We start from the raw sequence: 13,574 nt of genomic DNA on the forward strand, positions 1-13,574 counted from the left end.
TGCAGCGCCCCGGGTGACGCCTACGCTGGCAAGCCAGCTCCTACAACAGTCACATGCACGGTGCAGATCCCCGTAGGAACCGGCTTGCCGGCGAAGAGGCCCGCAAGTCATGCAGCGCCCCGGGTGACACCTTCGCTGGCAAGCCAGCTCCTACAGCAGTCACATGCACGGTGCAGATCCCCGTAGGAGCCGGCTTGCCGGCGAAGGCGCCCTTAAGACCTGCGCACGTTCGCTGGCAAGCCAGCTCCTACAGAGCGAGGGCGAGCCGTTGATTTGCTTATGACGAAAACGACAAAGGCCTGGACCGTTGCCGGTCCAGGCCTTTGTCGGTGTCTCAGTTCAAGCAGGTCAGCAACTGCTCTGTGAAGCTCTCCAGCAAGGCTCGGCTGTCCACCATGGCTTCATGGCGGGCCTCGATACGGCGTGAAGCGGCGATCTCACCACCCTGCACCTCGCGACCCATGGCCTGCTCCATGACCTGGATCCGCTCCCGGGCATAATCGCTGGACCACCATAGCCGCGGCGCAACCCGCAGGGGGCGATAGGCATAGGCCGCAGACAAGGCGCTCAAGTCATTGAACACCGCGCTGACCAGCGAGGCGTCGAACTCGGCCTTGAACAGCCCCACCACCCGATCCAGCTCGCCGGGAGCCAGGGGGATATTGCCAGCCACCCAGCCATGGATGCTCTGCCAGTCGAGCTCGGCTTCGCGCCTCAAGCGGCTCTCGATCATCCCTGCACTGCCCGGGAACTGCTGGCAGAGCTTGTCGATGATCGCCTGCCACTCGGACTCGGCCGTCACAGTGACTGGCATCTCCTGCGTCTGGATCTGATCGTCCCCGGCGCCCTGAGGCGGTGTCGGGTCGAGCAGGCCGAGGAAACGCACCGTCTCTCCCGCCGCCTCCAGTTCGCTGGCCACGTCCATGGCAATGGACCCGCCCAGGGACCAGCCTGCCAGGTAGTAAGGACCTGTCGGCTGCACCTGGCGGATGCTGGCGACATAGCGCTCGATCATGGCCTGCCATGAAACCTCGCTCCAGTCGGTTTGCAGGTAGGCCTGGTGCAGCACGCCATACACCGCGCAACGGTCGCGCAACTGCGCCGCCAACGGCAGGTAGCCATACACGCTGCCCCCCGCCGGGTGGAAGCAGAACAGCGGCTGGCCGGAGCCGCCCAGGGCGATGACATTTTGTGCACTCTCGGGCTGACCGGCTGCGATCACACCAGCCAGTTGCCCCACGGTCGGCGCCGTGAACAGCGCATTGATGCTCAGTTGCACAGCCAGTGCCTGGTTGATGGCGCCGATCAGGCGCAAGGCATCCAGGGAGTGCCCACCCAACTCGAAGAAGTTGTCGTCCAGGCCCACCTGATCGACGCCCAGCACCTGGCTCCAGAGGGCGGCGACCTGCTGTTCCAGCTCGCTCTGTGGAGCGATGTAGGCCTGCTGCAACAGGCTGGCCTCGGCCTTGGGCAGGGCCTTGCGGTCCAGCTTGCCATTGGGGCTCAACGGCAGCGCTTCGAGGAACAGCAGGTGCGCCGGCAGCATGTAGTCCGGCAGCACCTCCTTGAGGGCCGCTTTCAATTGCTCGCGCAGTTGCGCCTGGGCCTGCGGCGTATCGGCCGCCACCTGCGCGGCTGGCACGACATAAGCCACCAGTTGTGGCCCGCTCGCGCCGTCCTGGGCCAGTACAAGCGCCTCGCGTACTGGCGTCAGCTCCAGCAGCCGCGCTTCGATCTCGCCCATTTCGATACGGAAACCGCGGATCTTCACCTGGTGGTCAATGCGCCCGGCGTACTCGATCACGCCTTCGGCGTCATAGCGGGCCAGATCGCCGGAGCGATACAGGCGCCCACCATCGCTGCTGAACGGATCGGGAATGAAACGCTCGGCAGTCAGGCCTGGGCGGTCGTGGTAACCCCGGGCCAGCAGGTCGCCACCGATCATCAGCTCGCCAATCACACCGTTGAGCGGCAGGTTGCCGCTGCTGTCCAGCAGGTAGATGGAACGGCCCGGCAGGGCCTTGCCCAGTGGAATCACCGCCGGCAGCGGCTCGGTCCCCTTCAGGTAGGCACCGCAGTCATGGGCCGTGGCACTCACGGTGGCCTCGGTGGGCCCGTAGGTGTTGAGCAGGCAGGCGTGTTTCAGGCCGGCCTGCTTCCAGGCGGCCACGCCTTCCGCCGGCATGGCCTCGCCCCCCAGGTTGAGCTGACGCAGACGGCCAAAGTCCCGCGGCCCCTTGGCGGCGAAGTCCTTGCCCAGCATGAACCAGTAGGCGGTGCTCAAGTCGACGATGCTGATGCCTTGCTCGATCAGCTCGCGGTAGAAGGTTTCGCTGTCCCACAGCGCCTTGCCGCGGATCACCACCGAAGCACCACGGATCAGCGCCGGGTACAGCTGTTCGACAAAGGCATCGAAGTTGAAGGTGGAGAACTGCAAGCCACGGTCCGCAGCCGTCATGTTGAAATGGCTGGCGGTGGCCCGTGCGTGCTGGCTCAGGGCGTTGTGGGTAATACCTACGCCCTTGGGCCGGCCGGTGGAGCCGGAGGTGTACATCACATAGGCCAGGTTTTCCGCGCTGCTGCGCTCAGGCGGGTTGCCCTGCGCCATACCGGCCAACCAGACGGGAGCCTGGTCCAGGCACAGGTACGGCACCGCGAGGCCATCCTGCAAACGCTCCAGCAGCGGCGACTGGGTCAGCAGCAACTGGATGCCGCTGTCCTGCATCATGTAGTGCAGGCGCTCCTGGGGGTACTCGGGGTCCAGCGGCACGTAGGCGCCACCGGCCTTGAGCACCGCCAGCAGGCCGACAATCATGTCCAGCCCGCGCTCCACGGCAATGCCCACCCGCACATCCGGGCCTACACCCTGCTCGATCAGCTTATGGGCCAACTGGTTGGCCCGCTGGTTGAACTGGCCATAGCTCAGTTGCTGGCCGGCGCACAGCAGCGCCACGGCATCCGGAGTGCGCGCGGCCTGGGCTTCGATCAACTGGTGGATATTCAGGCCCCGGCCCACTTGCCCGGCCGCCCGGCGGGACTCCTGTTCAACGGCCGTCCGTTGCCCGTCGCTGAGCAGCGAAAGATCCCCCAGGCACTGCCCGGGGTTGCCGATCATGGCCAGCAGCAGGTGCTGCAGGCCCTCGGCCAGTTGCCGGATCACCGCGCCACTGAAGTGCTGGTACGAATAGCTGTAGTCGAATGACAAGCGTTCAGCGACGAACACCGACAACGTCAGCGGATAGTTGGTCTGCTCATGATTGCCTACCGCGCCAAATTGCAACTGTGCCGGCGAGCCTTTCTCCAGGGCTTCGGACACCGGGTAGTTCTCGAACACCAGGATGTTGTCGAACAGTGCCTCGCCCCCAAGGCCGGCCCAGCGCTGCACGTCGTACAGTGGCGTGTGTTCGAAGTCACGCAGGGCCAGGTTGCGCTCCTGCACGGCCTGCAACCAGTCGCTGACCGACAACTGCGGAAGTGGCGCGGCCACCACCGGCAAGGTGTTGATGAACAGGCCGATCTGCTGCTCCACGCCCTTGAGTTCCGCCGGCCGGCCAGACACGGTGGCGCCGAACACCACCGTGTCCTGCCCGGTGCAGCGTTGCAGCAGCAACAGCCAGGCGGCCTGCACCAGGGTGTTGACCGTGACCTTCTGCTGGCGGGCAAACTCGCCCAGGCTGCGGGTCTGGGCCTCGTCGAGGGTGCAGCCATGGCTGCCATGGCCCTCCTCCAGCGGCGCTCGTGCACCGGCAGCAATGGCCTGGGCCAGACGGGTCGGCTCATCCAGCCCCTGCAGTTGCTGTTTCCAGAAATGTTCACTAAGGGTGGCGTCCTGGCGTTGCAGCCAGGCGATGTAGTCGCGGTAGCGCCCGGTCAGGTGCTGCGGCAATTGACCGGCATAACGTTGCAGTACTTCACCGAGCAACTGCGAGTTGCTCCAGCCGTCCATCAGGATGTGGTGGTTGGTGTAGATCAGGTGGTAACGCTGCTCGCCAGTGCGCACCAGGGTCAGGCGCAGCAGGGGCGCAGCGGCCAGATCGAAGCCCCGTTGACGCTCGGTCGCCGCCAGGGTGTCCAGGGCTTGCGGGGCCTGCTGCGTCGAGCGCCAGTCGTGCTCGACACACTCCAGGCTGACCTGCTTGTACACCACCTGGATCGGCGCCGGCAGTTCGCCCTGCCAGAGGAAACCGCTGCGCAGGATGTCATGACGCTCGATGGTTGCCTGCCAGGCCTGGCGGAAGCGCTCGGGATCGAGCCCGTCCACATCCACCCGCAGCTGGTTGATGTAGTCGCCACCCTCCTCTTGATACAGGGTGTGAAATAGCATGCCTTGCTGCATCGGCGACAGCGGATAAAGGTCCTCGACCTGTGCCAGGGCCAGCGGCAAGCGGTCCAGCTGTTGCTGGCTCAGGCCGGCCAGCGGGAAGTCCGATGGCGTGGCGCCACGGTGCTCGGGCTGGCTGCAATGCTCGATCAGCGCCTTGAGTTCCCGGGCGTAGTCATCCGCCAGGTGCTCGATGGTGGCGGTATCGAACATCGCCCGGCTGAAGTTCCAGCCCAGGCTCAGCTCACCGCCATAGACCTGGCCATTGAGAGTCAACCAGTTGCCCAGGGGGGCGTGCAGGCTCTGGTCGTCGCCCTTGGCCTCACTGGCCGGGGCAAACCATGCCTGCTGGTCATCGAAACTGCCGTCGAACTGTCCCAGGTAGTTGAAGGTGATGCGTGGCACCGCCAGTGCGGCGAGGGCTGCCTGTGCTTGAGCATCCCCCAGGTAGCGCAAGGCACCGAAGCCGATGCCCTTGTTCGGCACCGCCCGCAGCTGTTCCTTGATGAACTTGATCGAGTCGGCCAGGGCCGGCTGCGGCGTCAGCTTCACCGGAAACACGCTGGTGAACCAGCCCACGGTGCGGCTCAGGTCGATGCTGTCGAACAGCTCTTCGCGGCCGTGGCCTTCCAGTTGCACCAGGGCGCTGCTGTCGCCGGTCCAGCGGGTGATGACCCGGGCCAGGGCGGTAAGCAGCAGATCGTTGATCTGGGTGCGATAGGCTGCCGGTGCGTCCTGCAACAGGCGTTGGGTATCACCCTTGCTCAGCCGGGTTTCGACACTGCTCGCGTGCTGGTTCTGCAACCCGTCGTGGCCGTGGTCGCAAGGCAGGTTCGATTCGACACCCTGCAACTGTGCCTGCCAGTAACCCAGCTCCTGCTGCAGCGCCGCGCTGCTGGCATAGGCCTGCAACTGCCCGGCCCAGGCCTGGGTCGAGCTGGACTTGGCCGGCAGTGCCTGGCCGCCCAGCAAGGCTTGCAGATCCTCCAGGAGAATCCGCCAGGACACCCCATCCACCACCAGGTGATGAACGATCAGCAACAGGCGCTGGCTCTGGTCGGCCAGGGTGAACAGCACGGCCCGCAGCAACGGGCCCTCCTGCAGGTTGAGACTGCTCTGGGCCTGCTCGGCAAACTGCTGCAACGCCTGGGCGTCGGCGACATTGGCCTGCCACAGCAGTTGCACCGGCTCCTCGGCATCGGCAAAGGCTGCACGCCACGTGCCCTGATGTTCGGTAAAGCGCAGGCGCAAGGCATCGTGCTGCACCGTCAGGGCCTGCAATGCGCTTTCCAGGGGCTGGGCTTGCAGCGCCTGTAGCGGCTTGAGCAGCACCGACTGGTTCCAGTGATGCCGTTCCGGAACCGGGGTGTCGAAGAACCATTGCTGGATCGGCAGCAGCGCCATCTGCCCACGCACCGGGCCCTGGTCGATCTGCAAACCGCCCTCGCCCTGCTCCGCCACCGTGGCCAGCCCTTGCACCGTCTGGTGCTGGAACAGGTCCTTGGGGGTGAAGCGGATACCAGCCTGCCGGGCACGGCTGACCACCTGGATCGAGATGATCGAGTCGCCACCCAGTTCGAAGAAGTTGTCGGTGACGCCCACCTGCTCAAGCTTCAGCACATCGGCCCAGATCGCCGCGATCTGTTGTTCCAGCGGGTTCTGCGGCGCGACGTAGGTCTGCTGCATCAGCTGCGCATCGACTTTCGGCAGCGACTTGCGGTCCAGCTTGCCGTTCGGTGTCAGCGGCAGTGCTTCGAGGAACAGCAGGTAAGTCGGCACCATGTAGTCCGGCAGGCTCTCGCGCAGGCGCGCCTTGATGCTCTCGCGCAACTGCGCCTGGCGCTCGTTGCTCGACGCCACCTCGGCGTCCACCGGCACGATGTAGCCCACCAGCTGCTGGCCGCTCGGCCCTGGCTGGGCGATCACCGCCACTTCCAGTACCGGGTCCTGCTCCAGCAAGCGCGCTTCGATCTCGCCCAGCTCGATACGGAAGCCCCGCACCTTCACCTGATGGTCGACACGGCCCACATATTCCACCAAGCCATCGGTGCGATAGCGGGTCAGATCGCCGCTGCGGTACAGCCGGGCCCCGGTGGTGCTGTAGGGGTCAGGGATAAAACGCTCGGCCGTCAGCCCAGGTCGATCCAGGTAACCCCGGGCCACGCCCAGGCCGCCCAGGTACAACTCGCCCGCCACGCCAACCGGCAACAGGTTGAGGTTGGCATCGGCCACATAAGCGCTGCGATTGCCGACGATATTGCCGATGGGCGCATAGGCCGCGTCGCACGGATCGCCCGCCTTGGCCTTCCAGATCAATGGCGTAACCACCGTCTCGGTCGGGCCGTAACCGTTGAAGATGTACTTGGGCCGCAGCACCCGCCATGCCAGATCGTAACTGGCCTGGGGCACTGCATCGCCGCCGAAGCAGTACACCCGCACCGCCGGCGGGTTGCCGTCACGCTCGGCGTGTACCGCCAGTTGCTGCAGGTACACCGGCGGGAACACACCCACGGTGACGCCGTAGCGGTGCATCTGTTCGTAGGTGAATTCCGGCGACCACAAACTATCGTCGCGAATCAGCACGCTGGCACCGTAGATCAGCGGGTGCATCCAGCCTTCGTGGGAACCGTCGAAGGCGAAGGACATGAAGTGCAACTCGCAATCCGCCGGGCTCATTTCATAGCGCTCGCCGGTGGCCAGGCTGTGCATGGCCAATGGACCATGGGACACCGCAACGCCCTTGGGCAGCCCGGTGGAGCCGGAGGTGTAGATCACATAGGCGAGGTTTTCCTCGGCCAGATCCACCTGCGGACTGGTCACAGGGTAAGCCGCAAAATCAGCCGCGCCTTCGACGCTGAGGGTCGGCAGCCCCTCAGGAATCGGCAAGCGATCCAGCAGGTGGCTCTGGGTCAGCAGCAGCCACGCGCCGCTGTCTTGCATCATGTAGCGCAGGCGGTCCTGGGGGTACTCGATATCCAGCGGCACATAAACCCCACCAGCCTTGAGCACGGCCAGGAAGGCCACCATGATTTCCGCGCAACGCGGCATGGCGATGGCCACCCGCACTTCCGGGCCAACGCCCAGCTCGATCAACTTGTGCGCCAGCTGGTTGGCTTGAGTATCCAGCTCGCGATAGCTCAGGCGCTGCTCGGCGAAGAACACCGCCGGGGCATCCGGCGCCTTGGCCGCCTGATCGGCAAACAGCTGGTGAACAAAACGCTCGGTCGGGTAGACCACATCGGTGTGGTCCCAATCCTGGCGGATACGGTGCTGCTCGTCCTGCGTCAGTAATGGCAACTCACCCAGGCCGGTTTGCGCATGCTCCATCAGGCTCAGCAACAGGCCCTGCAAGTGCCCGCCCAACTGCACCATCGAAGGTTCGGAGAAGGATTCACGGGCATAGATGAACTCGAACGACAGGCTCGCCCCCAGGTTGACCGCGACCGTCAGGGGGTAGTTGGTCTGCTCGTGGTTACCCACAGCGCCAAAGCGCAGTTGCGCCGGAGCACCTTTTTCCAGGGCTTCGGACACCGGGTAGTTCTCGAACACCAGGATGTTGTCGAACAGCGCATCCCCGCCCAGCCCGGCCCAGCGCTGCACTTCATACAGCGGCGTGTACTCATAGTCGCGCAGCGCCAGGTTGCGGTTCTGCACTGCCTGCAACCACTGGCTCACGGTCATGTCCGGGCGTGGCGTGGCCACCACCGGCAAGGTGTTGATGAACAAGCCCACCTGCTGCTCTATGCCCTTGAGCTCCGCGGGGCGCCCCGCCACCGTGGCGCCGAACACCACGCTTTCCTGCCCGGTGCAACGTTGCAGCAACAGCAGCCACGCCGCCTGCACCAGGGTATTGACCGTGACCTTCTGCTGCCGGGCAAATTCGCCAAGCCGTGCCGTCTGTGCCAGGTCCAGCTCGCGATGATGCTTGCCGTGGCCGGTGCCGGCCGCAATGTCCGCGACCCGGGACAGCGCCTGGGTCAGGCGGGTCGGTTCATCCAGCGTCTGCAGTTGTTCTTTCCAGAAGCTTTCACAGGCCTGGGCATCCTGGCGTTGCAGCCAGGCGATGTAGTCCCGGTAGCGGCCCGGAGCGTGGCTGGGCAACTGACCGGCATAACGTTGCAGCACTTCGCCGAGCAACTGCGAGTTGCTCCAGCCGTCCATCAGGATGTGATGGTTGGTGTAGATCAGGTGGTAGCGCTGCTCATCGATACGTACCAGAGTCAGGCGCAACAACGGCACGGCATCCAGCTCGAAGCCACGCTGGCGCTCGGCGGTGGCCAGGGTATCCAGGGCTTCCTGCTGCTGCGGCTGGCCGCGCCAGTCATGTTCGGTGCAGTCCAGGGCAATATGCTTGTGCACCACTTGCAGCGGCGTCGACACCTCGCCCTGCCAGATAAAGCCGGTGCGCAGGATGTCATGCCGATCGATGGCCGCCTGCCAGGCCTGCTGGAAGCGCAGCGGATCAAGGCCATCCACGTCTACCCGCAGTTGGTTGATGTAATCGCCCGCGGCCTGCTCGTAGAGGGTATGAAACAGCATGCCCTGCTGCATCGGCGACAGGGGGTAGAGGTCTTCGACCGAGGCCATCGCCACCGGCAAGCGGTCCAGCTGTTGCTGGCTCAGGCCCGCCAGTGGGAAGTCCGACGGGGTCGCGCCCGCCAGCTCTGGTGTGCAGCAATGCGCCACCAGCGCCTTGAGCTCCTCGGTATAGTCGTCGGCCAGCCGCTGCACGGTGGCGGTATCGAACATCTGCTGGCTGAAGGTCCAGTTCAGGCTCAACTCGCCGCCATAGACCTGGCCATCCAGGCTCAGCCAGTTGCTCAGCGGGGCCAGTGGGCTCTGGTCGTCGCCCTTGGCTTCACCGCTGGGTTTGAACAGGGAATCCTGCTCGTCGAAACTGCCGTCGAACTGGCCCAGGTAGTTGAAGGTGATACGCGGCACGGCCAAGGCTGCCAGGGTCTGCTGCGCTTGCGCCTCGCCCAGGTAGCGCAAGGCACCAAAGCCGATGCCCTTGTTCGGCACCGCCCGCAGTTGTTCCTTGATGAACTTGATCGAATCGGCCAGGGACGCCTGCGGCGTGAGCTTCACCGGGAACATGCTGGTGAACCAGCCCACGGTGCGGGTCAGGTCGATGCTGTCGAACAGGTCTTCGCGGCCGTGGCCTTCCAGTTGCACCAGGGCACTGGCTTCGCCGGTCCAGCGGGTGATGACCCGGGCCAGGGCGGTGAGCAGCAGATCATTGATCTGGGTGCGGTAGGCCGCCGGGGCATCCTGCAGCAGGCGCTGGGTATGGGCCTTGTCCAGGCGTGAACTCAGGCTGCTGGCGTGCTGGTTCTGCAACTCGGTCACCGGGCGGTCCAGCGGCAGGTTCGACTCGACGCCCTGCAACTGGGCCTGCCAGTACTTGAGTTCTTCCTGCAGCGCCGCACCTTGGGCATAGGCCCGCATCTGCTCGGCCCAGGCCTGGGTCGAGCTGGTCTTGGCCGGCAATGCCAGGGGCTGGCCGGCGCTGAGTTGAGCGTGGGCCCGTTGCAGATCCTCCAGCAGGATCCGCCAGGACACCCCGTCCACCACCAGGTGGTGAATCACCAGCAACAGGCGCTGGCTGCCGTCCTCCAGGCTGAACAGCACGGCCCGCAGCAGCGGCCCGTCCTGCAGGTTCAGGCTGCGCTGCGCCTCGATCGCCGACTGTTCCATGGCCTGGGCGCCATCCACTGCGACCTGCCAGAGCAGCTCCGGCCGCTGGCCGGCATCGGCAAAACGCGCCGACCAGCCATCCGCCTCCTGGCTGAACTGCAAGCGCAAGGCGTCATGCTGCACCCACAGGGCCTGCAAGGCGTTCTCTACCACCTCGGCGCGCAGCGGCTGGGCCGGTTTGAGCAGCACTGACTGGTTCCAGTGATGGCGTTCGCTCATGGGCGACTCGAAGAACCACTGCTGCACCGGCAGCAGCGCAGTTGCGCCACCCACCGGGCCCTGGTCGATCTGCACCCCGCCCTCGCCCTGCTCGGCCACTGCCGCCAGCCCCTGTACCGTCTGGTACTGGAACAGATCCCGTGGGGTAAAGCGGATACCGGCCTGCCGCGCGCGGCTGACCACCTGGATCGAGATGATCGAATCACCGCCCAGTTCGAAGAAGTTGTCGGTGGCACCGACCTGCTCAAGCTTCAGCACATCGGCCCAGATCGCCGCGATCTGCTGCTCCAGTTCGCTCTGCGGCGCCACGTAGACTTGCTGCATCTGCTGGGCGTCGACCTTGGGCAGGGCCTTGCGATCGAGCTTGCCGTTGGGGGTCAGCGGCAGCGCCTCCAGGAACAGCAGGTAGGCCGGCACCATGTAGTCCGGCACGTGTTCCTTGAGTGCCGTCTTGAGGCTGTCGCGCAGGGCGGCCTGGGCTTCCCCTGCCACCGCCATTGCGGCGTCGCTCGGCACGATATAGGCCACCAGTTGCTGGCCGTTTTCGCTGTCATGGGCCAGGACAAAGGCTTCACGCACCGCCGCCTGCTGCACCAGCCGCGCTTCGATTTCCCCCAGCTCGATACGGAAACCGCGGATCTTCACCTGATGGTCGATGCGGCCGATGTACTCGATCACCCCATCGGCGCGATAACGGGTCAGGTCGCCGGTGCGGTAGACCCGGCCCCCATCACTGGAGAACGGGTTGGGCACGAATTTCTCGGCAGTCAGCCCTGGGCGCGCCAGATAGCCGCGAGTCACCCCGGCACCGGCCAGGTACAGCTCGCCGGCACTGCCCACCGGCACCGGTTGCAGGTCCGGGCTGAGGATGTAGCTCTGGGTGTTGCTGATGGCCCGGCCGATATTGGCCTGGCCGCCGGCCTCGCGCCGGGTGTAGGTCGAGTAGGTGGTGTCTTCCGAAGGGCCGTACAGGTCGTAGACATGCACCAGCCCGGGCTGCTGGTAGAGGCTATCCACCAGCGCCTGTTTCAGCGGCTCACCCGCCAGGTTGATGATCCGCACGCTGGGCGGAATCTGCCCGCTGCGGTGCAGCGCGGCAATCGCCGAAGGCACGGTATTGATCAAGCGCACCCGGTCGCGGTCCGCCAGCTCCGGCAGTTCCAGGGCGTTGCGGGCCAGGACGATGGAACCGCCGCTGGACAGGGTGACAAACAGCTCCCACACCGACAGGTCGAAGCAGATCGAGGTGGAAGCCAGCACCCCTTGCAGGTCATCGGCGCTGTACACCCGGTTCGACCAGTCGATCAGTGCCAGCACGTTGCGATGGGCAATCGCCACGCCCTTGGGCAGGCCGGTGGAACCGGAGGTGTAGATCACATAAGCCAGATTGTCCGCAGTAGCTCGCTGCGGCGGATTTTCCGGCGAATACGCGTCCAGCCAACCCGGCTGGGCATCCAGTTGCAGGGTCTGCAAGGACTCCACGGACGGCAGCAGCGACAGCAAGGCGCTTTCGGTCAACAGGATCTGTGCCTGACTGTCACGCAGCATGTGGGCCAGACGGTCCTGGGGATAATCCGGGTCCAGGGGCACATAGGCGCCACCGGCCTTGAGCACCGCCAGCAATGCCACGACCATTTCCGGGGTGCGCTGCAAGGCCACGCCCACCCGCACTTCAGGCCCCACGCCCAGCTCGATCAGCTTGTGCGCCAGACGGTTGGCCCGGGCATTGAGTTCCCGGTAGCTCAGGCACTGGCCGGCAAATAGCAGGGCTTGGGCGTCGGGAGTTTTCTGTACCTGGGCTTGCACCCACTGGTGCACAGAGTGCTCGCCGACAAACTCACCGGTGGCCGGGGTCCACTCGTGCAGCAACTGGTGCTGCTCGGCAGCGCCCAGCAGCGGCAGGTCCCCCAGGCGCTGGCGCGGCTGCTGGACGATGCCCTGCAGCAACTGCACCCAGGACTGGGCCAGACGCTCGATGGTGGACGCCTCGAACAGGTCGGTGGCGTAGGTCAGGGAGGCCCAGAGGCCATCCTCGGATTCGAAGGTATCCAGGGTCAGGTCGAACTGCGCGGCGCGCCCCTGCCAACTCAGGGTCTCGATGCTGAGGTCGTCCAGGCGCTGGCTCTGCCCGCCCTTCTTGACCGCGGTCTGATGGTTGAACATTGCCTGGAACAGCGGGCTGTGGCTCAGGCTGCGCTCGGGGCGCAAGGCTTCCACCAACTGCTCGAAAGGCAAGTCCTGATGGGACTGGGCCATCAGCGCGGTCTGCTTGACCTGCTGCAGGAAATCATTGAAGCCCAGTTGCCCGTCGACCTCGGCCTTGAACACCTGGGTATTGACGAAGAAGCCGATCAGGCGCTCGGTTTCCACCCGGTTGCGGTTGGCGGTGGGCACCCCGACGCGGATGTCCGCCTGGCCGCTGTAGCGGTGCAGCAAGACCTGGAACGAGGCCAGCAACAGCATGAACAGGGTCGCACCTTCACGCTGGGCCAATTGCTTGAGGCCCAGGCGCAGCTCTTCCGGCAACGGGATATCCAGCAACGCCCCCCGATAGCTCTGGATCGCCGGGCGCGAGTGGTCCAGCGGCAGCATCAGCAAGGGCTGCTCCCCGGCCAGTTGCTCCAGCCAGTAGCCCAGTTGCCGCTCACGCTCGCCGGCATCCATCCACTGGCGCTGCCAGTTGGCATAGTCGGCGTATTGAATCGGCAGGTCCGGCAGGCTGACCGTGCGCCCCTGGCGGTAGCCGGCATAGAGCTGGATCAGCTCGTCGACCATCACCCCCATCGACCAGCCATCGGACACGATGTGGTGCTGGGTCAGGACCAGCACATGCTCGTCTGCTGCCACCCGCAGCAATTTGGCCCGCAACAGCGGGCCATTGCGCAGATCGAAGGGCGGCTGGCTCTTGCTGTCGGTCAGGGCATGGACCTGGGCCTCATAGGACAGGCCGCCGGCGTGCAGTTCGATGACCTCGATGTCCAGCGGCGCCGGTGGGTGCACCACCTGCACCGCCGTGCCATCTTCTTCGGAAAAGGTAGTGCGCAGGGTTTCATGCCGGGCAATCAGGGTATCGAATGCATGGCGCAGCGCGTCGAGGTCCAGTTCTCCGGTCAAGCGCAGCGCCGTGGTGATGTGGTAGGCGGTGCTGTCGGGTTCCAGTTGCCAAAGGAACCACTGGCTTTCCTGGGTATAGGAGAGAACCGGCGCCTCGTCGGCGCCGCGGCTGCAGATAGGAGCGATACCAAAGAGGTTGATGCCCTTTTCTTTAAGCAAAATCGCCAGGGCTCTTCTTTCCTTGGAAGAAAGCGTGCCTACCGAGTCGATTAAAGCTTGCATG

Annotated in this window: 1 protein-coding gene; it reads right to left on the reverse strand. The window is 65.1% G+C overall.

What is annotated here, in order from left to right; all coding sequences use genetic code 11:
• Nucleotides 1–334: 334 nt before the first annotated feature.
• Nucleotides 335–13,573 carry a non-ribosomal peptide synthase/polyketide synthase gene (locus PFLCHA0_RS20765; RefSeq protein ID WP_015636424.1) on the reverse strand — a complete coding sequence of 4,413 codons (13,239 nt, stop codon included), beginning with the start codon at nucleotides 13,571–13,573 and terminating at the stop codon, nucleotides 335–337.
• Nucleotide 13,574 lies beyond the last annotated feature (1 nt).

The sequence above is a fragment of the Pseudomonas protegens CHA0 genome, from assembly GCF_000397205.1.
GTDB lineage: Bacteria > Pseudomonadota > Gammaproteobacteria > Pseudomonadales > Pseudomonadaceae > Aquipseudomonas > Aquipseudomonas protegens.

Bases quoted from the DNA above. Each gene is read 5' to 3' on its own strand.
- PFLCHA0_RS20765 (WP_015636424.1), bottom strand. From the start codon at position 13,573: ATGCAAGCTTTAATCGACTCGGTAGGCACGCTTTCTTCCAAGGAAAGA.